The 22315-nt window shown below is 68.7% G+C and carries 23 protein-coding genes; 3 read left to right on the forward strand and 20 right to left on the reverse strand.

What is annotated here, in order from left to right:
• Nucleotides 1–166: 166 nt before the first annotated feature.
• The 4 genes from ACFY1P_RS34075 to ACFY1P_RS34090 all read right to left on the reverse strand — a co-directional run bounded on the left by ACFY1P_RS34075 (nt 167) and on the right by ACFY1P_RS34090 (nt 3921).
• Nucleotides 167–1465, reverse strand: coding sequence for a DUF2637 domain-containing protein (locus ACFY1P_RS34075; RefSeq protein WP_390752876.1), 1299 nt, complete (start codon nt 1463–1465; stop codon nt 167–169).
• On the reverse strand, nt 1462–2070 hold the full coding sequence (locus ACFY1P_RS34080) for a WhiB family transcriptional regulator (protein ID WP_390752877.1): 609 nt from the start codon (nt 2068–2070) through the stop codon (nt 1462–1464). Before ACFY1P_RS34080 ends, ACFY1P_RS34075 begins: the two co-directional genes overlap by 4 nt.
• A gap of 97 nt (nt 2071–2167) precedes the next feature.
• Nucleotides 2168–2869, reverse strand: coding sequence for an ATP-binding protein (locus tag ACFY1P_RS34085; RefSeq protein WP_390752878.1), 702 nt, complete (start codon nt 2867–2869; stop codon nt 2168–2170).
• Nucleotides 2869–3921, reverse strand: coding sequence for a hypothetical protein (locus ACFY1P_RS34090; RefSeq protein WP_390752879.1), 1053 nt, complete (start codon nt 3919–3921; stop codon nt 2869–2871). Before ACFY1P_RS34090 ends, ACFY1P_RS34085 begins: the two co-directional genes overlap by 1 nt.
• 1162 nt (nt 3922–5083) lie before the next feature.
• Here ACFY1P_RS34090 and ACFY1P_RS34095 point away from each other — a divergent pair.
• The 3 genes from ACFY1P_RS34095 (at nt 5084) to ACFY1P_RS34105 (ending at nt 7541) form a co-directional block, all read left to right on the forward strand.
• Entirely contained in the window at nt 5084–6346 is a 1263-nt protein-coding gene (locus tag ACFY1P_RS34095; protein ID WP_390752880.1) for a helix-turn-helix transcriptional regulator, read from the forward strand.
• Nucleotides 6347–6455: 109 nt separating this feature from the next.
• Entirely contained in the window at nt 6456–6869 is a 414-nt protein-coding gene (locus ACFY1P_RS34100) for an acyl-CoA thioesterase (RefSeq protein WP_390752881.1), read from the forward strand.
• A 516-nt stretch (nt 6870–7385) separates the two neighbouring features.
• Entirely contained in the window at nt 7386–7541 is a 156-nt protein-coding gene (locus tag ACFY1P_RS34105) for a hypothetical protein (RefSeq protein ID WP_390752882.1), read from the forward strand.
• A 238-nt stretch (nt 7542–7779) separates the two neighbouring features.
• Here the strand turns inward: ACFY1P_RS34105 and ACFY1P_RS34110 are convergent, their stop codons facing one another.
• The 16 genes from ACFY1P_RS34110 to ACFY1P_RS34185 all read right to left on the reverse strand — a co-directional run bounded on the left by ACFY1P_RS34110 (nt 7780) and on the right by ACFY1P_RS34185 (nt 22219).
• A complete protein-coding gene (locus ACFY1P_RS34110; RefSeq protein WP_390752883.1) occupies nt 7780–8505 on the reverse strand; it encodes a 3-deoxy-manno-octulosonate cytidylyltransferase in 726 nt (241 codons plus the stop codon).
• A 59-nt stretch (nt 8506–8564) separates the two neighbouring features.
• Nucleotides 8565–9686 carry an adenosylhomocysteinase gene (locus ACFY1P_RS34115; protein ID WP_390752884.1) on the reverse strand — a complete coding sequence of 374 codons (1122 nt, stop codon included), beginning with the start codon at nt 9684–9686 and terminating at the stop codon, nt 8565–8567.
• Between the two features lie 25 nt (nt 9687–9711).
• Complete coding sequence (locus tag ACFY1P_RS34120) at nt 9712–10707, reverse strand: NAD-dependent epimerase/dehydratase family protein (protein ID WP_390752885.1); 996 nt, start codon at nt 10705–10707, stop codon at nt 9712–9714.
• Nucleotides 10708–10740: 33 nt separating this feature from the next.
• Nucleotides 10741–11577 carry an aminoglycoside phosphotransferase gene (locus ACFY1P_RS34125; protein WP_390752886.1) on the reverse strand — a complete coding sequence of 279 codons (837 nt, stop codon included), beginning with the start codon at nt 11575–11577 and terminating at the stop codon, nt 10741–10743.
• Nucleotides 11574–12230: a histidine phosphatase family protein gene (locus ACFY1P_RS34130; protein WP_390752887.1), complete on the reverse strand. Its 657-nt coding sequence runs from the start codon at nt 12228–12230 to the stop codon at nt 11574–11576. Before ACFY1P_RS34130 ends, ACFY1P_RS34125 begins: the two co-directional genes overlap by 4 nt.
• Nucleotides 12175–12978 (reverse strand): phosphotransferase, encoded by an 804-nt coding sequence (locus ACFY1P_RS34135; protein ID WP_390752888.1) that lies wholly within the window; start codon nt 12976–12978, stop codon nt 12175–12177. The genes ACFY1P_RS34130 and ACFY1P_RS34135 overlap by 56 nt, the downstream gene beginning before the upstream one ends.
• On the reverse strand, nt 12975–13820 hold the full coding sequence (locus ACFY1P_RS34140; protein ID WP_390752889.1) for a class I SAM-dependent methyltransferase: 846 nt from the start codon (nt 13818–13820) through the stop codon (nt 12975–12977). Before ACFY1P_RS34140 ends, ACFY1P_RS34135 begins: the two co-directional genes overlap by 4 nt.
• Nucleotides 13821–13851: 31 nt before the next feature.
• Nucleotides 13852–14364 (reverse strand): topology modulation protein, encoded by a 513-nt coding sequence (locus ACFY1P_RS34145; protein WP_390752890.1) that lies wholly within the window; start codon nt 14362–14364, stop codon nt 13852–13854.
• A 93-nt stretch (nt 14365–14457) separates the two neighbouring features.
• A complete protein-coding gene (locus ACFY1P_RS34150) occupies nt 14458–15501 on the reverse strand; it encodes a hypothetical protein (RefSeq protein WP_390752891.1) in 1044 nt (347 codons plus the stop codon).
• Nucleotides 15498–17216, reverse strand: coding sequence for a carbamoyltransferase (locus ACFY1P_RS34155; RefSeq protein WP_390752892.1), 1719 nt, complete (start codon nt 17214–17216; stop codon nt 15498–15500). The genes ACFY1P_RS34150 and ACFY1P_RS34155 overlap by 4 nt, the downstream gene beginning before the upstream one ends.
• A 7-nt stretch (nt 17217–17223) precedes the next feature.
• Nucleotides 17224–18174 carry a thymidylate synthase gene (locus tag ACFY1P_RS34160; RefSeq protein ID WP_390752893.1) on the reverse strand — a complete coding sequence of 317 codons (951 nt, stop codon included), beginning with the start codon at nt 18172–18174 and terminating at the stop codon, nt 17224–17226.
• A 64-nt stretch (nt 18175–18238) separates the two neighbouring features.
• Complete coding sequence (locus ACFY1P_RS34165) at nt 18239–20020, reverse strand: hypothetical protein (protein ID WP_390752894.1); 1782 nt, start codon at nt 20018–20020, stop codon at nt 18239–18241.
• On the reverse strand, nt 20017–20730 hold the full coding sequence (locus tag ACFY1P_RS34170) for an HAD family hydrolase (RefSeq protein WP_390752895.1): 714 nt from the start codon (nt 20728–20730) through the stop codon (nt 20017–20019). Before ACFY1P_RS34170 ends, ACFY1P_RS34165 begins: the two co-directional genes overlap by 4 nt.
• 90 nt (nt 20731–20820) lie before the next feature.
• Nucleotides 20821–21018, reverse strand: coding sequence for a hypothetical protein (locus ACFY1P_RS34175; RefSeq protein WP_390752896.1), 198 nt, complete (start codon nt 21016–21018; stop codon nt 20821–20823).
• Nucleotides 21015–21428: a DUF6415 family natural product biosynthesis protein gene (locus ACFY1P_RS34180; protein ID WP_390752897.1), complete on the reverse strand. Its 414-nt coding sequence runs from the start codon at nt 21426–21428 to the stop codon at nt 21015–21017. Before ACFY1P_RS34180 ends, ACFY1P_RS34175 begins: the two co-directional genes overlap by 4 nt.
• Complete coding sequence (locus ACFY1P_RS34185) at nt 21425–22219, reverse strand: TauD/TfdA family dioxygenase (protein ID WP_390752898.1); 795 nt, start codon at nt 22217–22219, stop codon at nt 21425–21427. The genes ACFY1P_RS34180 and ACFY1P_RS34185 overlap by 4 nt, the downstream gene beginning before the upstream one ends.
• Nucleotides 22220–22315 lie beyond the last annotated feature (96 nt).

Below are 22315 nucleotides of genomic sequence, written 5' to 3' on the forward strand. Positions count from 1 at the left end.
AACGTTCTGTGGGCGATGATCCGAGACGGAGAGTGCTTTCACTCTTCACCCCCCGTCACGGGAGCAGCTTGACAACACGATTGGGAAGTTCCTTCTCGGGCGCCGGTTGTGCGGCGGCCGGGAAACGGGCCGCGGCACAACCGGGTGAAGGCGGGGAGAGGGGTGGTCAGGCTGCGAGCGCGGCCTCTTCGCGCAGGCGTTGGAGGATCAGACCGAGGCGCTGGTTGCTGACCTGGATCTGGTGCTCGCGCAGGCCGCTGCGGACGACAGTCCGGTTGATACGGCCGTGGCTCTGGACCGCGGCGCGGGCGATCGGCAGGAGCTCTTCGATGTCCTGCTCTTCGGATTCGCTACCGGTCGCGGACCGGTCCCCGCTCTGCCCGTCCACGGCGCCAGCGTTCCGCTGGTCCGCGCCGTCCTGCGGACCGGTCCGCAGGACGGCGACCGCGTCCGAGGATGTGGTCCGCTGGTCCGCAGCGGACCGGTCCGTAACCTTCGCCGACGGCCGGGGGACCGTCGTGTCCGCAGCCCGGAGGCCGGGTGCCGGGACTGTTGCGTGTGCGGACCGGCCCGCAAGTCCGGTCAGGGATACCGAACCCGATGCTTCCGTCTCCAGTTCCTGCGGGTGCGACCGTGTCCGCTCGCGGTCGGCGGCGAGGTCTTCGTGTGATGCTGGCGCCTGCGGGAGCGGACTGCCGGGAGCCTCGGTGCGTGGTCCGCTGAGGGGGCGGACCGTCTTCGCGGCCCGGTCCGCAGCTGTTGCCAGGGGCGTGCGGCCCGGTCCGCTGGCCTGTCCGGAACCCTCGCCTTGGTGCGGACCGGTCCGTACCCTCTCCTGCGGACCGTCGGCCGTGCGGCCCTGGTCGGCGCACCGGTCCGCGTCGGCGGTCCTCCGCTGGTCCGTGCACACAGTCGTCTCGTTGCGGACCAGTCCGTTGGTGAGGGCTGCCTCGGGCGTGCGGACCGTTTCTGCGGACCGGTCCCCGGGTGCGGGCTGCTCCGCGCGGACCAGCCCGTGCGTTGCGTCGCTGAGGGCGGGCTGGTGGCGGGTGATCAGGATGTACAGGTGGACGGCGCCGGCGAGAGCGAGCGGGGCCAGAGTGGAGAGGATGCCGACGGTGATGTCGCCGAGCCGCAGCCCAGAGCCGGACGCGTGGTTCAGCGCGTTGAGGCGGACGGCGTGCAACGCGTTGGCCCAGATGCTCGCCGTGGTCGCGGTGCCGAAGAGTGACCAGACGTAGAGGCGGGCGCGCCACGGTGCGGTCCGGGTGAGGATCAGCGCCCTGACGCCGTAGCCGATGAACCCGTCGATCACCAGCGGATACAGGTAGGTCAGCAGGCCGCGGATGTGGATGGCGACGGCCATCTGCTGCAGGGCGTCGTAGGAGAGGGCGCAGCCGGCGGCGCCGAGGGTGAGGATGGCGGCGCGGTCCCAGCCGCCGACCGGAGTGGTGGTGTGGTTCACGCGGCCTCGCCGAGGCTGTTGCGGTCGATGGCCTGTCCCAGGTGCCCGGACACCGTCGTGGTGCCGCAGGCAGCATCGTCCGTCGGCTGGTCCTGGCCGTGGGTCTCGTCCCAGTAGCGGTCGCGGTCCTCGATCTCGAGATGCGCGTTGCGCAGCAGGTCGGTGGCCCAGTCCTCACTGACCTTCAGAGTCCAGGCGAGTTGTTCGGCGGTAAAGCCGTGGAGGTAGGCGAGGCGGGCGACGGCGGCGCGCTCGGCGCCGCTGAGGTGGACGTCCATGCCGCGCAGTGCGGCGTCGACGCGGTCGCCGTCGAGGCGGCGGTCGAGCTGGTGGTGCAGGGGGCGGCGTTCGGTTTCCGTCAGGCCGCCGCGGATGCCGTAGAGGCTCTCGCTCTCCAGGGCGGCATCCAGGCAGATTCGGCGGACGGGGCACTGGGTGCACAGGACTTTGGCTTGGGCGATGTCCCTACGGGCCCGGGGGGTGGGGAAGAACAACTGGTCGGCGACGTCGGGGTCGAGGCCGATGCAGGCGGCCTTGTCGTGCCAGGTGTTGTCGCCGAGCCGCCGGAAGGCGGGTGCGGGCAGGGCGGTGGTGCGGGTGTGCATGGGTGGGTGCTCCGTTCGCCCCCGGGGCGCGTGCGGGCAGCGCTCATCGCGGGGGTTCGGGTGAAAGGGCGTGCTGGAAGCGGCGAGATCTGGGAAGTCAGGCGGCGGGGTCCTGGCGGCGGCGGTCGGGGCCGGTGAAGACCACCTGTTCGCACATGCCGGTCAGGCGGGAGGCGACGCGGTCGCCGATCTGCGCCCGCAGGTCACGGATGGGCAGGTTGCTGGTGACCAGGGTGGGCAGCTGGTGGATGCTGCGCTGGTTGATCAGCCGGTAGGTCAGTTCCTCGGTCCACTCCGAGGACTTCGCCGCTCCGAGGTCGTCGAGGATCAGGACCGGGACGCGGATGATGCGCCGCAGCATCCACTCCGGATCGGCGCCTTGACGGGGGCGCATCTCGGCGTAGAGGTCGGCGGCGGTCGTGGCGTGCCAGCGCACGTCGATGCCGGCACCGAGCAGGCTGCGGATCGCGCCGAACGCGGCGTGGGTCTTGCCCCGCCCGGTCCGTCCAACCAGCAGCAGTGAGGGACCGTACGTCACCTGCCGACGGGCCCGGACGTTCGGGGCCTCGGCGCTGTCGGCGATGGCGCGTACCCAGGCGGCCACCTGCGGATGGTCGGCGACCGCACTGCGGTACAGGCGCGGGATCCGTGCCTGCGCGGTCTCGAGCGCGGGGATCGGCTCGGGGGTGTCGCTGACCGGCATGCCACCCGGGGGCATGCCGCGTTCGGCGAAGATCCGCTGGAAGCGGGCCATGTTCGAGGCGGCCGAGAGGCGTTCGGGGTCGCGGTGGGTGCGCATCAGAGCACCTCCTCGTAGGCCGAGTCGTCCGCCGGGTTCATCCACGGCGTGTACCCGCCGCCCGTCTGCGGGGCGGGCCAGCTGACCGCAGTGGGGGCCGCGTTCATGACCTCGTTGACCAGGCTGGCCAGCACGCTCGGGTTCAGGCCCTTGTTCCGCAGCCGCTCCAGGGCGGCGCGCAGGTGCTCGGGGGCGATGCCCTCGGCGATCAGCTGGTTCAGCTCCCGCCCCAGATGCCCCAGCACCCGCTCCGGCGGCCGGTGCGAGCAGGCGGCGACGTACTCGCCGACCAGGGTCTTGGCCGAGACGGACGAGGGCGCGGGCGCTGTGCGCCCCGTAGGTATAGATCCAGGATCCAAGATCCTAGATCCAGACGTCGAGGGCTCGGCGAGTCCTCGACGAGCATTCGGTGAATCCTCGTCGAATGTGTCCTGACCTGCGACTTTGTGCCCTCTTGTGGGAGCGGAGGGCTTCGGCCGCCCAGGGGAGGGCGCGGAGGGTTCCGTCGGTGCGGGGGAGGGGGCGCTCACCGGCGGCGAGGGCTGCGCGGGGCTCGCGAGGACTCGTCGAGTGTTCGTCGAAGGCTCGTCGAGCCCTCGCGGAGCGTTCTCCGAGTCCTCGATGACGCGGACCGACGGCTTCGGCGTGTGATCGGGGTGAGGGGTCTGGCCGCAGGTGGTCTTGCAGGCACCGCACCGCTGTTCATGGTCGTGTGTGGAGCACAGGGGCAGGCGCGAGGCGCTGGGCCGGTCGATCTTCTGGTGCTTCGCCCAGGCCGCGATGTGCAGGTACCCGCGCCCGTCGCACCCGGTGTACCGGCAGATCAGTCCGGCGCTGGCGAGCTGCTGGAGATCGTCCTCGACGTCCAGTGGGGTGTGCTCGGGGCGCAGCGGCCACAGCGTGCCCGCGATGATCGCGGGGTGGTCCCGGTGACGCCCGTGGTCGTCGGCCTGGGTGAGCAGCCCGAAGAACGTCCGCTCGGCGGTGACCGCGCAGGCGGCGAGGGACTCGGAGACGAACGCCTCCGGCTTGATCGTGCGGATGCGAGCCATCAGGCGTCACCCCCGCTACGCCGCCCTGGCCGTCGGCAGGGTGCTGGCCACCAACAGACGGCAGGGGAGGGGAGACGGGTCGCCGCACGAGCCGTAGTGTCCAGTCTTTTGCACAGGGCAGTCGGCATGCAACACTCTCCTTTGAAGTGAAGCCGCTCCGGTACGCCCCGTAGAAAGGGCCGGTGCGGTGAAGGTGGGTAAATCTCCGGCCCTTGCGGGCGGGAGTGCCATTTAGCGTTCGGCGTCTTGGAGTTGCACCTCTTGGACGCCGTCGCTGTTTCTGGGGGCGGCCCAGCTTGTCCGGACTGCGTGTCCCGCATCCTGCTCCGTTCGTCATCTGCCCCAGGGCGAGGTGCCCAGCGGGCGGACGACGAACATATGCGGGAACCGCTTCAAGATCCAGACTTGGCTAAGGAACTCTCCATAATCCGCCTTGGCGATCGATAACCCCTTGTACCTGTGTCGAGAGAAGGCTGGCCGATACGCGGACAGTGGGGGAGATCACCCGGAGTGTTCCGGATGTGATCCCCAAGATGGGCTCCTGTCTGGCGTCACGGCGCCCCCGTTGAACCGGTTGGTCAGAAGGATTTAAGCCAAGGGTTAAGAAGCAGTCAATCGGGCAAATTTGACCGTTTTATCCGTATCGTGCACCTGTGTGGTGCGTGCTGATCGACCCGCCGACAGCTTGTAAGTCGCTTGCGCTGCAAGGGGAATGAAGTGTTCCGGCGGCCTGAGGGGGAACCCTGATCACCCGGCCTGGACCGGCCGGGGCGGATGCAAACGGAAATCGGCAAGGATTTGCCGATTTCACAGTCCGACCGGAACGGGGGGATGTTCGTTTCCGGCTGATCGATGGCGGCGTCGCGGTGAATTGATCAACTTTGGGGCGGGCCTTTCTGTCGGCTGTGGCCCGCGCCACAGATGGCCAAGATCGTTTAATTCTTGCGTATCGTCTACGGGGACATGGCGGGGTGGGGGCCGGTGATTACGCTGCCCCCTTTTTCTTGCCCGAAATCGGGTTTCTCCCACCAGGTCGACGATATGAGAGCGAGGGCTGATGGTCGCGCAGCGGCGGAGCGATAGCAGTAACGACGCTGTTGGGAAGGAGGTTCTCGCCTCGCGGCCCGTCGGAGTCGCCGGCCAGTACATGGGCTTCGGTGCGATGCTCAAACGGTGGCGCAAGGCCGCCGGCCTCACGCAGCCGCCCGCCGCCCGGGCCCTGGGCGTCAGCGTCAGGACCTACCGCAACATCGAGCGGGGAGCAACGCCCAGATTTTCGCAGGCTCAGTGCGATTCCCTGGCCGAGGTGCTGAAGCTCGATCGAGAAGAACGCCACGCCCTGCTGCTTCACAACATCGGCACCTACCTTCGGACACCGTCGGACGGCCGTCGCGAGGTCCAGCCCGCGTTGAGGCTGCTCATCGACCGCCAGATGCCCAGCCCCACGTACCTGTCCGACCGTAATTGGAACATTCTCGCCTACAACGCCGCCATGGCCGAGCTGTGGCCGTGGGTGATGGAGCCCCGGGCCAATCTGATCCGCTGGGCTCTCACGACCGCCGAGGGACGCGCCACCTATCACGACTGGCACAAGCACGCCACGGTCTTCGTGCGGATGCTCCGCTTCGCGCTCTCCACCCACGGCGAGGACGCGGACCTCCAGGAATTGATCGCGGACGTCCGGAAGAACCCCGACGTCCAGCACATCTGGGAATCGGATGACGACCTCGTCGAACACCGCGACGGACACGTCTTCCTCGCCACCGTGCCGACGCTGGGCTGGAAAACGATCGAGATCGTCAGTCACGTGGCATACCCCGCGATCATGCCCGACTGCCGGTTCGTCGTCATGACCTGGGTCGAGGCCGAACCGGACAGCCAGCGGGATGCGTTGGGCGGCACCCGTAACGCCTGGGTGAACGAAACCCACAACACCTCACACGAGCGCGACCGGGCCCAGGAGCGGATCGCCGAGGCCGAGCGGCTCCGTGCGGCCGATGTCCACACCGCCCGCCTCGTGGTGGAGAGTGCGGACAAGGCCGCAGCGCAGGCCGGGCAGGGAGGCATCCCCCTGCCTGCCCTCAGCCGCCTCGTGGCGTCCGACTGCCAGCTGACCCTCTCGCCGTCCCGGCGCAACGTGGTCTGGGCCGTCGAGGAAGCACTCGGAGAATGGGGCGTCACGCAGATCTCTCCCGACACGGTGATCGCGCGCGTACCGCGCGGAGCCCTGCCGGCAGAGGCCCGAGCCGAGATGAAGACGTTGACCCGGATCGCGCTGCCCAGTCCCCGAGAGGCCGCCGCCTCGCGTATCGAGCAGATCCTCGGCGAACTCGACGAGGAGCAGCGCTTGCTCCGTGAAATCCAGGAAGACCTCTCTCGGTGCGGCACCGTGCCCGGCCTCCGAAGCGCGACTGGACAGGTCTGAGCCGGTGCGTGGCCTGGTGCCGCGCGGCACCAGGCCACTCGTAGAGATGGCATGGCAAACTTCCCGCTGCCGCCTGCCCCTGGTAGATCTTCTTGTGAAAAGAGCTCCTGTGAACAGGTACACCTACCCCTGCCCACTGCGATGGTCCGACGCCGACGCCAACGGGCACATCAATAACACCCTCTTCCTCCGGTACATGGAGGAAGCACGTACGAGGATGTTCCGGGAAGTGCTTGCCACTGACGAAGAGGGCCGCCGCCAGAATGCGTTCGTCGTAGCCCGTTCCGTCGTCGACTACCGAGCCCCCCTGAACTACCAGGAGGAACCGGTCGACGTGCACGTCTGGGTCACCAAGGGCGCCGCAGCCACCTTCGAACTCGCCTACGAGATTCGCGACGCCAATCGCCTGTATGCCGAAGCGACGACCACGATCGTTGCCTACAACCTCAACACCGACCGGCCCCGCCGTCTCTCCGATGCCGAACGCGCCTTCGTGTCTCGATACACCCAGCCGATCAGTTGACGCCCCTCGGAGTACTCGCAGAGCCGTCCCGCCTGCTCAGTCCGGCGTGTGCCGAACAGAACGGGCTTTGAGTTGCAGACAGGCGCAGCCCAGTTTGGGACAGGTGTGCGGTTTCGTGCGAGCGGTGGACCTTGGGGAGGGTGGCCAGCCAGGTTGCGGCTGCGGTGAAGGCCACCAGCCTGGGGGCTACGTCGCCGCTCGTGGGGTCGAACTCGGCGTCGCTGCGGCCAGCGCGTTTGGCGCTGGATCAGCTCGCCGGCGCCGGTTGCCACGGTCCGGTTGGAGACGTGGGTGCCGTGGATTTCTGCGAGGTAGAAGCAGGCGTTCGCCAGGGCGAGGGCCTGCTGGGAGGCGAACTGGAAGCGCGGCACCAGGTAGTTGGGACGCCGGGATCGTCCCAGGTGGCGATCCGGTCGACGACGGCAGCCAGCGCGGGCGCGTCGCCGTCGATGGAGGCGAGGGCTGTCATGCCGCCGCGACGGCCCACCGGACCCCCGGCTCGCCCGCGGACTTGCGGTGCGCTCGCTCTTGCTCCAGCAGTTCCTCCAGCCCCCCGGCCAGGCGCAGGAACTCCCTGATCTGATGGCCCCAGTGCTCGACCAGCAGGGCACGCTCGTCCGGCTCCAGCTCGGCAGCGCACCCTCCCGTACCGCATCGGGATCGCCCTCGTAGGCCGCGGCGCCGAAGGCGGTCCCCGCGCGTACCCAGCCTTCGTCCGCCTGGGCGGCCTTCTCGAACAGCGGGGCGCAGGTGCCGGTTGCCGCCGCGGCGAGTAGGGCAGTGGCGGACGACGGATGCGGATCGTTGACCAGGCTTCCGGCCAGCTGCCGCGCGTCGTTGTCCATGTCGGCCTCGGGCAGGCCGACCGCACGACGCCGCTCGGCCAACCCGGACAGGTCGGCGTATTCCGTCACAGCAGTGCGCGCGCCCTTTCGAGGTCTTCTGGTGTATCGATGGCGATCCCGTTGTCCGATACAGCCAGCATTCGCACTCCGTGACCGTGTTCGATGAGCCGGAGCATCTCTATGCCCTCGGCGCGTTCCACGGGTCCCTGTTCCAGCCGCTGAAACAGTCCGAGCCCGTCACGGGTGAAGCCGTAAAGACCGAGCTGCCGCAAATAGGTGGGACGGTGGCTCTTCGGGTACGGGATCGGCTGCCGGGAGAACAACAGAGCCTTGTCGTTGTCGCCGACGATGACCTTGACGACGTTGTGGTCGAGGACGGCTGCCGCGTCGCTCAGTGTCGCGTAGGCATTGACAGCCAAGACGTCAGTGTCCAGGCGAGCGAGTGCGTCCGATACGGCGTCGATTGCCTCGGGGGCAACGAACGGCTCGTCGCCCTGTACGTTGATGTACGCGTCGGCGTGAAGGTGTTGCGCGCACTCGGCGACTCGGTCGGTGCCAGTGGGGTGCTCGCCGGTCATGATGCAGGGGATGTCGAGCTGGCGGCAGGTGGCTTCAATGCGGTCGTCGTCTGTTGCGACGACGGCATCATCAATGTGGTGCGCCTGCTGGCAGCGTCGGTGGACGTGCCAGAGCAGCGGCATCGTGCCGAGTATGGCGAGTGGCTTTCCCGGGAATCGTGAGGCCCCCCAGCGGCAGGGGATTATAGCTATGTGTCGGCGTGTGGCAACCATGGTCGGCTCCCGTTGATGGAACGTGATGGGTGTGTGCACCGCAGAAGGAATGCGAATGATCAGCTGTCGAAGTGGTCAAACCAGACTTGCGCGATGGTCTGACGGATGGTCGAGGGCACTTCGTGCAGTCCGGGGTCGTACCCGCCGCGGCTGAGCTCGGCGGTAGCGGCGAGGATCTCGGCCTGGACGAGGTGGATGTACGTACCGACCGCCGCGCCGTGGACGAAGTTGACGGCTCCTCCTTCGGCGAGCACATAGAAGTAGTGCCCGGTCACCTCGTAGCGGGTCAGGTGATCGCCGACGGGGGTCCGCTGATAGAGGCCGTCGAGCGCGTCGAGTTCGAGTTCGTCTTCGGAGGAGGTCACCGAGGCGACGTAGGCGCCGTTGCGGAGCGCTTCGAAGTGCCTTTGCCTCAGCGCCAGGTTGCCGGTGGCGCACAGAACGAGTTCGGCGTCGTGGATTGCCTCGATGCGGGATGGCGGAGTGCGGAAGCCTTGGGAGTGTGCCTGTACGCGTTTGACGGGGTCGCTGTCGAAGACGGTGACGCGGAGGTCATGGGCGCGCAGGGTGTGGGCGATGGTGCGGCCGACCTTGCCGAAGCCGATGACGCAGGCGCCGCGGCTGGTGAGGATGTCGCCTCGGGTGCGGACCAGTGCGTCGGTGGAGAAGACGATGGAGCGGCCGACCAGGTGGTCTTCGCAGTGCTTCAGGGGCGAGCGGGCTACAGAGAAGGCCGGGCAGGGGAGTTCGTCCAGTGCCTCGTACCGCTGGTGGCCGTTCTCCGTGTCCTCGACGACGCCCAGGATGTGGCCGGAGAACTTGTCGGTCAGGGTGGTGAGGGCAGGGGCGAAGTAGCCGCCGATGTCGAGCAGGACGACGTCGTGGTTCGAGGCGGTTTTCTCCAGGTACTCCAGGGCTCTGGCGGGGTCGGCGAACAGGTCGCGGCTGAGGTCGTGCACGGCGTAGGTGCGGCGGACCGCCTGGAGGGTCTGCGGGTTGATGGACTTGGGCTTGGGCAGTACGGCTGCGATGGTCGACGTGCGGGCCAGTGCATACAGGAAGGCCGGTCGTTCGGGGAGCAGGTGGGTGATGATCAGCAAGCTGATCGGACCGCTGACAGGGAACTGCGCGGCGATCCGGCGGAAGTAGGCGTCGATCCGGGCCTTTTCGGGGTCTTCCACGGCATCTCCTTCTCCGCACCGGGGGTCAGGCCGCGGCGCTGTAGGCGGTCTGGGCGAGCGTCTCCATCTGGGTGCGCATGCCGCTGTGCAGGTCGGCCGTGGCCCGCCAGCCGAGGGCGGCTTCGGCCCGCCGGGTGTCGGCTCGGGTGCTCAGGACGTCTCCGCTGCGTGCCGTGTCGGCACGAACGTCGATCTCCCGGCCGGTGAGGCTTTGGGCGATGTTGATCACGTCGATCAGGGAGGCATTGGCTCCGCCGCCAACGTTGACGATGCCTGTGTCGTTCGGGGCGGTGCCGGCCGCGATGGTGGCGGTGATCGCGTCGTCGATGAAGGTGAAGTCCCGGCGTTGGTGCCCGTCTCCGTACAAGCGCAGGGGGTGCCCGGTCAACGCGGCGTGGAGGGCGCGGCGGATGAACATGTCCGGGCGCTGGCGGGGTCCGTAGACCGTGAAGTATCGGAGGGCGACGACGGACGTCGGGCATTCGGCGCGGGCGGCATGGGCCAGGCACAGCTGTTCCTCGGCGAGCTTGGTGACCGCGTAGGGAGAGGCTGGACGGGGGCGGTCGCTTTCGATGCTGGGGCCGCCACTGGTGACCCCGTAGACGCTGGAGGACGAGGCCACCACCAGGCGGGGGACGCGCATGCGGGTGGCGGCGTCCATCACCCGCTGGGTGGCGAGGATGTTGGAGTGGACGTACTCGCTGAACTGCGGTCCCCACGAGGGTCGTACGCCCGGGATACCGGCAAGGTGGAAGAGGGCGTCCGCGTCGACGAGTAGTGGGTCGATCGCGCAGTCGAGAAGGTCGGCGGTGACAGGGATGTAGCCCTGGAGCTGGTGCAGCACGTTGAGGTTGGCGGCTGCGGATTCGTCACTGGCGGGGCCGCGACGATCCACGCCGATCACGGTGGCGCCTGTCTGGAGGAGAGCATGGACGAGGTGGGAGCCGATGAACCCGGCGGCGCCCGTCACGACCGCGCGCCGGATGACCGGCGGGGTGATGGCGGAGTGGGTCCGTGACACGGGAACCTCCAAAGGGGTTGGTGTGGGGAGCGGCTAGCCCAGGCGTGAGAGGACAGTGCGGCCGTGGGCGATGAGGACGGGGTCGTCTTGCTCGTGTCCGCGGACCAGCGCGGTGGCGGCTTCGATGGCGCCGAACTGCTCGAGGAGGCGTTGCTCGGTGGCGGTCGGGTGGGCTCCGTAGCCGTGGAAGAAGGCGTTGCGGAGGTGGGGTGCTGCCTGCCAGCGGCGGAATTCGAGCCGGGCGAAGTCACGCACGCGGGCATCACGCCGCATGTGCTCCATATCGATGACCCAGAACTCGTCTCCGGTGATCCAGTTCCGGGGCTGGTAGTCGAGGTGGCAGACAGCGCTGTCCATGGGGGTAGCGGCCAGTTCGTCGGCGATCCGGGCGAGGAGTCGGGGCTCGGCTCTCGAGAGAAGTCCGGCTTGCTCGGCCTTGGCGATCCAGTTCCGTAGACGAGTGGCCAGTTCGGTGCCCAGGGCGCCAGCGCTGTGTCCTTGCGTGCCCCGGTGCAGAGACTGGAGCACGAGTCCGGCGTCGTGGTGCGCTTGCTCTTCCTCGGGGGACCCGGGCGGAAGGCTTTGGCCTCCCTGTCCGTGGACGGCGGTGAGCAGCAGCGTGCGCGTGGAGTCTTGTCGGGCGACCAGTTCCGGTGCGTGACCGTGCAGGTGGTGGGCCCATGTGGTGTAGGCCCGAACCTCCTGGGCGTACCGGGTGGGTCGTCCGTGCTGCTTGGCGAAGTAGGTGTTCCCCTGGCTGTCGACGAGGTGCAGTACATGGGGCGGGAGTGCTGGGTCAGCGATGGCGGTGACGGCGCCGACGGTCCGGCGGGCGAGTTGGATGCGCGGGTCGTCGGAGGCGGCGTTCATGGCGTGGGCTCCGCCGCTGGTCCTGCGAGATGCGCGGTGTCGTTGTGGCAGTCGAGCAGCCAGCGGTGCTGGCCGAGCCGATTACGGTGGTGCTGCCACCGGCTGATGGATGCGTGGGAGGTGGTGAAGCTGGCATGGGTACCCGGCCCGAGGCCGAGTAGCAGGGTGTGGGCGGCGATCACGGTCTCGCCGTGGGCAGCGAACAGCAGGCGGTCGCCCTGGTGCCGGGTGATGAGATCGCGGAGGAAGGAGCTGGCCCGTTGCAGGTAGCCGTTCCAGGTATCGGAGCCCTCCGCCCAGGGCTGGTCGGGGTGGGCGTGTGGTCCGCCTCCGGCAGCGGTTTTCACCTCTGTCCAGGGTTTGCCGTCGGCTGCGCCGTGGACGGGACCATCGAGGCCGGTGTTGGTGCGAAGGGGCAGGCCGAGGGCCTGGCTGAGGATCTCGCCGGTCTGCTGAAGCCTGATTCGGGGACCCGCGTAGATCGCAGTGAAGGGCGCGATACGGTGATCGGCAGTCAACCGGGCAGCCGCCAGGGTGACTTGGGCGCGGCCGCGGCCGGTGAGTCCAGTGCACGTGGTGGGTCCGCCGACGATGCCGTCAACGTTGCACTGGGCCTCTCCGTGCCGGACGAAGACGAGTTCCGTCGTGATCATGTGGGGCCTCCGAGTCGGGGACGCAGAAGCGGTAGCCGTTGCGTCCGGCGTACGGGGCAGTCAGGGGAATGTGGAGCGTGACGAAGGCGTAGAGGCGCTGGAGGTCCGTGGTGCCGAGCCGAGCGTTGTGACGGGCGGCGGCCTCGTTGTAGAGGTCCAGCGCCTGGGCGATGCCGGGCTGCTCGATTGGTCCGTACGTCATGATCAGCGTTGTGATCAGCTTGGCCAGGTCGTATCCGAAGGGGGCGAGTGTGAGGTCGTCGGTGTCGATCGTGAAGATGGTGCCGTCGGTGGTGATCAGGAAGTTCCGCGGGTTGCTGTCCTTGTAGAAGGCGGCAGGCCCCTCCGCGATCTCCTTCACGAGCGCGAGCAGCACGTCCAGGACCGACGCGTTCGGCAGGTGTCCTTGCTCCAGCCGCTTGCGCAGGGCGGCCTCGCGGCAGGAGACGTAGTCGGGGAACCAGGTGCCGTCGTGGGAGGAATGCGGTGTCCTGAGAGAGGCTTGGTGCAGATCGCGGGTCCAGGCGGCGCCGTGGGCATCACCGAGCATGCCGGCCAGCCGCGGCAGGTCCTGCGGCTCGGCGTGCCGACCTTCGATGCGCTCGAATGTCAGGCTGGCCGGGTCGGCCGCTATGAGCGCCGGCTGCAGGAGCGGCCGGGCGTGGGCGGCCAGCCAGTGGTAGTGCCGCGCGGCTTCAGCCGCCTGCCCGGGGTCGCCATAGTCCTTGGTGAAGTGCGCGGTCGTCACGGTCGGCCTCCTGGGGGCCGGGCCACGACGTAGGTGATGACAGAATTGGTGGTGACCTGTCGGTCGGAGACCGATTCGCGGAGGGCAGCGGCCAATGCACTCGGGTTGCCGTACAGGCCAGGGGCGAGGCGGTACTTGGGGTTCGTGGCGAGGTATTCCGCTGCGTGATCAAGGCCGTCGAACGTGAAGAGGTGCTCCTCGTGGTGGGTCGCGATCACCTCCAGGGACGTCTTCGCCAAGTCCGCCAGGTTGCCGCTGTGCGCGGCGGTGTAGAGGCTCTCGCGCTGCTGGGCGCGCGGGTCGAGTCCGGCCGTGGCGACCAGGGCGTCCAACTCGCGGTAGCTGTCGAGCGACTTGGTGACCAGTACCGCGAGCCCGTCGCCCGCCAGGACTCGGGCGATCTCGACGAGGGCCCGCTCGGGCCGCGGTGAGTGGTACAGGCAGAACGCGGCCACCACGGCCCCGGCTGTTCCGTCGGTCAGCGGCATCTGGTGGAAGTCGGCCTGGATGAACTCCACCCGAACGCGGGGAACCCTTCCCGCGCGCTCACGGGCATCGGCCAGGAGCGCCGGGGCGAGGTCGATGCCGAGCAGCCGCGTCGGTCGCAGCTGCTCGGCCAGGACCCGGCTGGTGGTACCGCGCCCGCAGCCGATGTCCACCACCAGCTCAGGCCGCGGTGCGCCAGTGCCGCGATGGTTCCTGAGCCTGTGGACGATGGTGTCGGGTACCGGTCGGCCGGTGGTCTTGGCGCGCATGAGAGCGCTGGTCCGGCGGGCCAGCCGGGAAGCATGGCCGTAAAGATCGCGATGCCGCTCGGCCTCGAGGAACGGATTGCTGATCATGCGCCGCACCCCCGCTGGGGGTACGAGCGGCTCAGCTGTGCTCGGCGGCGACTTGTCGTAGCCAGCGCCGCGTGTGGCGGCGGCTGGTCAGCAGCACCACGTTGGCGCGCCCGGCGGCAAACTGCTCGATCTTGGTCAGGACGCGGGGCCGCATCTTGCGCCGGTACGTCGCGACGTACTTGATCACGCCCCAGTGGATCCGGTTGTGCACCCCGTTGCCCTTGTGGCCGGCGCCGTGCCGGATCTGCCGGGAGAAGATCCCCCACAGGGCGGCCGGGGTGGAGACGTCCATCAGGACGACCGTGTCGCAGGCTTCCAGCCGGATCGGCAGGGTGGAGTTGTAGTTGCCGTCGATCACCCAGGTCGGCTCGGCGACCAGATTTCGCTGCACCTCGGCGAACTTCTCCATGGAAAGCTCGTTCCACTCTTCGTCGTAGAACGCGGCATCCAGGTGCGTCACCGGTGCGCCGAGGAGCGCGCCCAGCTTGCGGGCGAGGTGCGACTTGCCGCTGCCTCCGCAGCCGACGACGGCGACTTTCTTCATGGTGCTCCAGCCTAGGGGTACGCCGGTGGCCAGATGGCCGGGCTGCCGAGAAACATCCGGGGGATCCGGGCAGACCTGCCCGGGGGCGCGGGTTCATCGGGTGGCTCCAGCAGTGCTCGTGATCGAGTCGAGGACGGTTTCCAGCGTGTCCACCTGGCGGCTCAGGCGGAAGAGCTCGAGGCGGTCGAGGCAGGCGGAGATCAGGTCCGCGTGTTGGCGCGTGCCGACGATCTTCTTCAGTTCGGTGATCCGCCGGATTACGTGGCCGCCGGAGCGGGCCACCAGCTCTTCGGGGACGAAGTGCTCGACGTGCCGGATGCTGGACGGGGCCAGTGGCAGGCACCCGGCGAGGACGGCCTCGAAGATCCGCTGTGTCATCTGGCCCGCCGCGGCGTACCGCTCGGGCAGCAGCAGGACCGTGGCCAGGGCACTGCCGTAGAGGCGGGCGACGTCCGCGAAGGGGATACGCCCGAGGAAGGTGACGTGCGGCCAGCGGCCGGTCTGGGGCCATTTACCGCCGACGCGGTGCTCGAAGCAGGAGGCAGCCGGGGCGAAGAAGCGGTCGAAGGCGTCGTCGCGGTCGTACTGGTTGCCCACATAGGCAAGCGGCACCTCGCGGGGCCTCCTCGCCAGGGCGTTCGGGTCGGCCTGGGCGAGCAGCCGGTCGTCGACGGGGAAGAGCAGGGTACGGGCACCCGGGCTGGGTTCCAGGGCGGCCTCGCACACCGCGACGGCGGGGTTGCGTCGCCAGATGCTGTCTGCCCGCAGCTGACGGTCCTTGTCCCAGATCACGGTGGGCACGCGCCGATAGGCGGTGTAGTGAAGGAGGAGCTCGGACTGGCGGTGCAGGTCGCAGGTGTGGCCCGGGGTGTGGCAGGGGGTGGTGTTGCGTCCTTCGATGGGCCAGCGCCATTCGAGGAACAGTACGTCGATGTCGGGGAGGCCGGTGTTGAAGGCGTAGGGGCTGGTGACGGTGTCACCGGCTTCGAGCCGGTCGCGGTCGGCTTGCAGGAAGACGATGTCGTGGCCACGGGCGAGGAGGGCGTCGATCCAGGGCTGACGGTGGCTGCGGCCTCCGTCGGGGGTGTCGGTGATGCCGTTGCCGAGGAATCCCCAGAAGCTGTATCCGATCTTCATTTGGTGATCCACCGGCCTTCCAACAGCAGCGCGTCGAGCCCGGATGTAGCGAGGCATTCGAGGGCCATGTCCGGGGTGCCGCAGATGGGCTTTCCCTTGACGTTGAGCGAGGTGTTGATCAGCACGGGGACGCCGGTCCGGTGTGCAAATGCCCGGAGGACGTCGTGCATGAAGGGGTTCTGCCAGGCGGTGACGGTCTGGAGCCGGGAGGTGCCGTTGGCGTGGACGACGGTGGGGATCTGCTCGCGGGCCTTGTCGGTGACCTGGGAGGCCATGGACATGTACGGGGCGTCCTGGCCGAGGGTGAAGAATTCATCGGCCCTCTCGGCGAGGACCATGGGGGCGAACGGGCGGAACGGCTCACGGAACTTCACCGTGGCATTCAGCCGTTCCACAACGCTGTCCTCCAGAGGGGAAGCGAGGATCGACCGGTTTCCCAGGGCGCGGGGACCGGCTTCGACGCGTCCTTGGAACAGGCCGACTATCATTCCGTGGGCCAGCTGGTCGGCGAGGAAGTCCGCAGTCTCCTCGCCCAGGGTCTTCTCTTCCAGTCCTGGCCACCGGGCGAGGTCCAGATGTGGCTGCGGGTAGGACGGCCCGAGGTAGCAGGTACGGGCGACACCGTCGAGAGGCTGCCGGCTGCCAGTGTCGGTGTGGACGGCGATCGCGGCACCGATCGCGGTGCCGGCGTCGCCCGGCGCGGGCGGGACGAAGACCTCGTCGAAGATGCTTTCCCTGATGATCTTCCCGATGCTGACGCAGTTCGTGGCCACGCCCCCGCCCACGCACACCCTCCGCGACCCGGTGACCTGGTGGGCGCGGCGTGCCAGGTGGAGCATGACCTGCTCGGTATGTTCCTGGAGCGCTGCGGCGAGGTCCTGGTGGACTGGCTGGAGTGGCTCGTCCGGATGCCGCGGCGGGCAGGTGCGGGCGGTGAAGAGAGGGGAGATCCTCGCGTAGCCGGAGTGGAGCACCCGTGGGGGGAAGTAGGCCGGGTCCACGGCGAAGCCGGTGGCGGTGGTGCGGAGTGCGCGGGTGAAGACGGGCCGGAACCTGGTGGCGTCGCCGAGGGCCGCCAACGCCATGACGGTGCCTTCCTCGTCGCCGCGTCGCCAGCCGAGGTGCTCTGTGACCGCCCCGTACACATAGCCGAGCGAAGCGGGGTCGTAGATCGCCTCCAGGGTGCGGGCGCGGGGGAGTTCGGCATGGTGGCCTTGAGCGATGGTGGTGGTCTGGCGTTCGCCGAGGCTGTCCACGACGAGGACTGCCGCCTCGCTCCATCCCGAGGCCGTGAAGGCGGTCAGCTGGTGAGCGCGGTGATGAAGTACGGGGGTGACCCGTGCTCGGGGGAACTGCCGCCGGAGGTATTGGAGTCGTCGCTGCGTGCGCAGGGCGACCTTGGTGAACCCCATGGCGCGAGGGAGGGCCCGGGGGCGGGTCGTGCTGGAGAGAAGCAGGCGCGCGGCGGCGGGAGTCTCGGCGAGGTAGCGGGCGGGCTGGAAGTTGTACGCGACGGCATCGACGTCGGACGGCGTGAGGCCGGCCTGGTCGAGGAGCCAGGCGATGGCGTGGTGAGGGTATTCGCGGGTGTGCTTCTGCTGGGAGAGGCGTTCCTCTTCGACGAAGCCGACCAGTTCGCCGTTCACCAGGAGAGCGGCGGCGGAGTCGTGCGTGAAGGAGCACAGGCCGAGGATGACGGCAGGTACCTGATCCACCGCAGCCTCACCTTTCCCTTGCGGCTGGGGCGGAGGCGTCGGCGCGTCGGGTCAGCTCGTCGTACCAGGCGGTCAGAGCTTCCCCGAGCGGGCCGCCAGCGGTCGCCGCGGTGTGCCGTGCCTGCTCGTGTTCCCCGTCCTTCCACCGGCGGTAGCCGCGCATCGTCGCGGCCATGGCGTCCCAGCCCGGGTGCCCGGTTTCGTCACCGGCTTCGACCCGGACGAGCAGCTTGTCGAAGCTGTCCCACGGCGTTGTGAGGTCGGGCATGATCTTGCTCGCGTTGACGTCGGTCAGGCCGTTGGCCTGGTCGAGGTCGCGTTCGTAGATGTGTAGGGAGCCGACCTGATGGTGGTACTCACCGAGTTCGGCGCCCAGCCAGCCGGCGACCAACTCGTGCAGTGTGGTGTAGAAGAACAGGTCGTACGGCATGCCGATCCATACGTCCTGGCCGCGCATGCTCGTCGTCATGTGCAGGCGGCCGGCCCGCAGCTGGAAGCGGAACCCGAGGGTGCACGGGACGTCCTTGTGCCCGGCGGCGTCCCGCGCCGGGTCGTAGAGCTGGATGAGGGCCCGGCGAGAGTCGGGATCCTCCTTGAGGATCTCGACCACCCTGCGGAGCTGGTCCACTTTCCTCGCCCAGTTCCGCATCCGCGGGCCGTAGGCGCCCTTGAGCACGCCGTCGTCGGTGTAGTGGCGAAGCCGTCCGTTGTACTCGTAGATCCACGGCGCATCGGTGCCGGACAAGTACCAGACGGTCTCGGCCACCGCGAAGGCCGGGTTGATGATCCGCGCGGGCGGCGCGTACAGCAGCCGTGCCCTGGGCTGGATCAGCTGCATGCTGACGTTGAGGACCTCGCGCGTCGCCATGCCACGAGGGCTGGCCTTGTCGCCGTTCTTCGCCAACATCACGGCCCCGGTGAAGAGTTCGGCGATGCTGTCGGCGGTCAGGTGCGTCATTGTTCCCTCTCTCTCGACTTGCGGTACGCCGGGGCCGGTGCCCGCGGCACAGTGGTGGACGTGGTTACGTCGGGCTGGTCTGGGACCGGTCAACGATGAGGTGGGCGATGTCCCTGGCGCTGGTGCCGCGCCAGTGGCACACCGTGTCGGCGGGCACGCGTGCTGGCCGTTCCGGTTTGCTCAGCGTGTCGGCGATGTCGTCGGCTGTATCGCAGCGTTCGGCGAGGCCGTGGTCGGCGAGGCCGAGTGTGCGCCCGGGAAGGGTGAGTTCGAGGACGGGGATGCCCAGGAGCGCGGCCTCGATGCCGCAGGTGGAGTAGGCGCTCACCACTGCGTCGGCGCCGGCCAGGCATCCACGGGCGCCGACCCTCGGTTCGGCGATCGCAGCCAGGGTGCTGCCGGTCTCTTCGAGGACGTGGTCGAAGGCGGTGGGGCTCTGCGCCGGATGCGGCGCGATGACCAGGCCCCAGTCCCCCTCGGTCTTCCGCAGGCCGTCCAGGATGAGGTCTGCTTGAGCGCTGAGAAGGTCGGGGCCGAAGGGCTGGCAGGCCCACACCACGATCTTCTCCGGCTGGTGCCCTGGGCGGGCGGACAGCAACTGGTGGAGGTAACGGCGCTGGCTGCTGTGATCGAGACCGGCGAGGGCGTCGAAGCGCGGTTGCCCCAGGACGTGGATCTCGGCCTCCGGGTGCCGTGCCCAGGCTTTCGCGGGAGCGATGTCTCGTTCGCCCATGACGATGATGTGGCGGCTGTGCAAGGCAGGCCACGCCACCGACTGCGGTGCCCATGCCCCGTGCTGGACGTACACCGTGGTGATGCCGTGGCGTTCGGCGGCGTGAACAGCGAGCGCGCCCAGGGGGCTGGTGTCGTTGCTGACCAGGACAGTGTGCGGCCGGGTGGCGGCGAGCACGCCGTCCAGCCAGGTCTCCGTTCGGATAGTCGAGCGCCAGGACGGCTGGGTGCAGCCGCCATTCGTCTCGAGAACGGCGGCCGCCAGACGCTCGAACCGGTCCAGCCGCACAGCCAGTTCCCGGACACAGACCACTTTGCTGCCGTCGGCGGGATCCTCGCCGGTAAGGCAGAGGCCGGAGATCGTGCCGGAGATGGAGAGGAGACCGGACGGCGCCGGGCACAGGCGGACAGGTGGGACCGCTGGCTCCGGGCATCGCTCCGCGGCGTCCGTGGCCAGATCGACCAGGACACTGCGATGACCGCCGTGAGCCAGTTCCTTCAGCACCGGCAAGAGGGTCTCGGCGTGCCGGGAGGACCACGACAATGCCAACACCTCAGACTGCGGCAGCGTCGAGGGGACCAGGCTCGGTAGAGGCGCGACGTCCGCGTGGGGAGCGGTGAGCTTCCGTAACGGCGCAGCCTGCATCGGATTCCGTGGAGCCGGTGCGCCCAGGAGGTAGGCGATGCCGGACCAGGTGACGGTGTAGAGGTGGTACTCGCGGGAGCTGGTCTCTCGCATCCCGATCAGTGCCTCGTGCGGGTCGGGCGCGATCGGACCAGGGGCCTGTGCGAACGGCTCCCACGAACTGAGCGCCAGCAGCTTGCGGACGACCTGGCCGACGAGACGGCGCACCGGGACGTGCTGTACGTGCAGCCATGAGGCCCCGCCCGGTGTCAGCGCGCGGTGGGAGCTGAATGCCTCCAGCTCGGCCATCACGGCCTGCACGCGGTCGTCCGACTCCTGTGGGTCGAGACCCCGAGCTTCGAGGGCCTCAGTCGCCGTCCGCTCGGTCTGTGCGACCGACGGGGCGGATGCCCTGACGAGTACCCACCGGGGCGGCCCATCGGTGGAAGTCCGGGCGAGGACGAGGGGGCTCCGCACGGTGAGGCTCACAGCAAGCTCCCCTCAATGAACGGCGAAGAGCACTGGTTCTCGTCGAGGAGCCGGAGGAGGTCCTTCGGGACGCGCGCCGTCGGGGGGACCGGGTCACCGGGCGAGCCGTAGCCCCAGGCCGCATGGACGTAGGCGACACCAGCACGGCGCGCGGCTTCGTGATCCACCTCCGTGTCGCCCACGAACGTGGCCTGGGACGGATCAGCGCAGAGATCCACGAGCGCCAGCAGCAGGGGATCGGGGGCCGGCTTGCCCCGGCCAGGACCGCCCGCTGCGCGGACCGAGCCGAAAGGACAACCGAGCTGGGCCAGCAACGGAGCTGCACGGTCCAGCGGCTTGGACGTGACAACGCCGAGCAGCCACCCCCGGGCAACGAAGGTATGGAGCACTTCCTGCACACCCGCGAACGGAAGGGCCAGATGCGCAACAGCCTTCGACATCTCCGTGTACGTCTGATGCACGGCGTTGGCGTCAGCCACACCCAGACACCTCATGATGTCGTTGAACGGGCGCCCCAAGTGCTGCTCGTACTTCTCGAACGGCACATCGATGCCATGGCGCTGCTGGACCGCACGCCATGCCTCTTGCATCACCGGCCGCGTATCGAGCAGGACCCCGTCCAGGTCGAGGAGCAGCAGACGCTGCGTTGCACCGGGGGGTGCCTGCTCGGTTCGCTGGCCCTGTATCGCGGGGCAAGGTGCCGAGGTCATGCTCTTCTCCCTCGAACGCGGTGTGACACTGCTGTGGTCCGAGGAGGCGTGCGGATTTCCCGGGTATGCGCGAGAGCGGTCCACAGGCGATCACTCCTCGGGGGACAGGTCGGGCACGCTGACCGGCGGCAGGTTCGGTGCGGCGGCGTTGTGGTGGTGCTCAAGGTGGACGAGCTGTCCAAGCAGTCCCAGCGTGGCGACGACGCCGACCCCGTAGGCCCACTTGCACACGTCGCCAACAAGGTCGTACCAGACGATTCGGCGTCGAGGCCGTGCATGGCCGCTCATGACGCGACTGCCAGGTGATGCTGCTCGAGTCCTGGCCCGGCGAGCGTGAGAGCGAGCAGTTCGCGGCACACGCGGGCCAGCTCTTGGGCGTACAGGCAGCGCGCGATCACCGGCTCCGCCTTCGGCTCGTCGTTCAGCTTGTCTCTCGCGGCCGTGGCCAGGAGACGGATCGGGTTGTCCTGGCCGTACCGCGCCCAACCCTTGGCCTCGATCTCTGCCAAGAGCAGCTGGATGTGTCCGCGCAGGCGCAGCAGTAGATGCTCGACGGTGTTGGCCAGCGGCATTCTGTCCAGGGTGGCGCGGATCGTGCCCATGATGCCGTCGACGTCGATCGGGTACTCGTGCGCTTTGGTCTGGGCGGTGCTTCGGGGATCGTGACTCCTGCGATTGGTGATCTCGAAGGTCCTCATGACGGGACCGCCTGGCGAGCTGCGGTCGGCCTGGTGACGGATCGTGGCGCGGGGGCGAAGCCGTTGGGGAGGGGGAAGCAGGGTTCGCCGAGGGCCCGCCAGCACAGGCGGCTTCCGGTGAAGGCGTCGCGGGCATGGAGCCATCGCTCGTTGTCGAGCAGGTATCCCTGGCCGGCGGCGAGCGGCAGGCGGATCTGATAGGCGGTGAGCGCGACCCGCAGGTGTGGCAGGTGGGGCTGCACGATGGGGCTGAAGCGGCCGAGGCCGTCGAGGCGGAGGCGTACGGACACCCGGCCATCGGGGTGTTCGGTGAACACCTGCGTGGCGTGGCCGTTTCCGGCGCCGAAGAACGCAGTGCGCGGCTTGCCGAGGGCCACGATGGCTTCGCGTCGTCGTGCCGCGATGTCGGAGTAGACGGCGCGGCCGTCGGTGAGCAGGCACGTGCCGCCGTAGTGGGCGGGGGTGCCGCAGACCAGCAGCATGAGCCGAGGCGGGGTCGGGACACCGGAGCGTTCCGTGTGCGGGGCGAGCTCACCGGTGCCGAAACCCCCGTATCCGGCAAGGTGAGCGTGGCGGCGTGTGTCGCGGATGGTGGTCAGACCGTCGGGGTCGCTGTCGCGGTGCGGGGCGATGTCCATGATCCGGGCGGCGAAGTCGCGGACGGTGCTGCGGGAGGTGAAGCCGTCGAGGGTGATCAACCCGGTGTCGCGTAACCGCTCCTGGACCATCTCTTCGGCCCGCGGCGACTGGATGTCGACGTAGTGGGCCGTGAACGGCTGGGCTTCGCGCATCGGCGTGCTCCTCTCATCAGGGACAGTGCGGCCAGAGTCGGTGGCAGTGGGGAGCGGGGTACAGCGACGGATTGTCGACTCGGACAATCCACCCAA

The organism is Streptomyces sp. NPDC001407, from assembly GCF_042895325.1.
GTDB lineage: Bacteria > Actinomycetota > Actinomycetes > Streptomycetales > Streptomycetaceae > Streptomyces.

What these genes read in the sequence shown, in the direction of transcription:
- ACFY1P_RS34080 (WP_390752877.1), bottom strand. Translation starts at nt 2,070, where the DNA reads ATGCACACCCGCACCACCGCCCTGCCCGCACCCGCCTTCCGGCGGCTC.
- ACFY1P_RS34085 (WP_390752878.1), bottom strand. Translation starts at nt 2,869, where the DNA reads ATGCGCACCCACCGCGACCCCGAACGCCTCTCGGCCGCCTCGAACATG.
- ACFY1P_RS34090 (WP_390752879.1), bottom strand. Translation starts at nt 3,921, where the DNA reads ATGGCTCGCATCCGCACGATCAAGCCGGAGGCGTTCGTCTCCGAGTCC.
- ACFY1P_RS34095 (WP_390752880.1), top strand. Translation starts at nt 5,084, where the DNA reads ATGCTCAAACGGTGGCGCAAGGCCGCCGGCCTCACGCAGCCGCCCGCC.
- ACFY1P_RS34110 (WP_390752883.1), bottom strand. Translation starts at nt 8,505, where the DNA reads ATGGTTGCCACACGCCGACACATAGCTATAATCCCCTGCCGCTGGGGG.
- ACFY1P_RS34125 (WP_390752886.1), bottom strand. Translation starts at nt 11,577, where the DNA reads ATGAACGCCGCCTCCGACGACCCGCGCATCCAACTCGCCCGCCGGACC.
- ACFY1P_RS34130 (WP_390752887.1), bottom strand. Translation starts at nt 12,230, where the DNA reads ATGATCACGACGGAACTCGTCTTCGTCCGGCACGGAGAGGCCCAGTGC.
- ACFY1P_RS34140 (WP_390752889.1), bottom strand. Translation starts at nt 13,820, where the DNA reads ATGATCAGCAATCCGTTCCTCGAGGCCGAGCGGCATCGCGATCTTTAC.
- ACFY1P_RS34145 (WP_390752890.1), bottom strand. Translation starts at nt 14,364, where the DNA reads ATGAAGAAAGTCGCCGTCGTCGGCTGCGGAGGCAGCGGCAAGTCGCAC.
- ACFY1P_RS34150 (WP_390752891.1), bottom strand. Translation starts at nt 15,501, where the DNA reads ATGAAGATCGGATACAGCTTCTGGGGATTCCTCGGCAACGGCATCACC.
- ACFY1P_RS34160 (WP_390752893.1), bottom strand. Translation starts at nt 18,174, where the DNA reads ATGACGCACCTGACCGCCGACAGCATCGCCGAACTCTTCACCGGGGCC.
- ACFY1P_RS34170 (WP_390752895.1), bottom strand. Translation starts at nt 20,730, where the DNA reads ATGACCTCGGCACCTTGCCCCGCGATACAGGGCCAGCGAACCGAGCAG.
- ACFY1P_RS34175 (WP_390752896.1), bottom strand. Translation starts at nt 21,018, where the DNA reads ATGAGCGGCCATGCACGGCCTCGACGCCGAATCGTCTGGTACGACCTT.
- ACFY1P_RS34180 (WP_390752897.1), bottom strand. Translation starts at nt 21,428, where the DNA reads ATGAGGACCTTCGAGATCACCAATCGCAGGAGTCACGATCCCCGAAGC.
- ACFY1P_RS34185 (WP_390752898.1), bottom strand. Translation starts at nt 22,219, where the DNA reads ATGCGCGAAGCCCAGCCGTTCACGGCCCACTACGTCGACATCCAGTCG.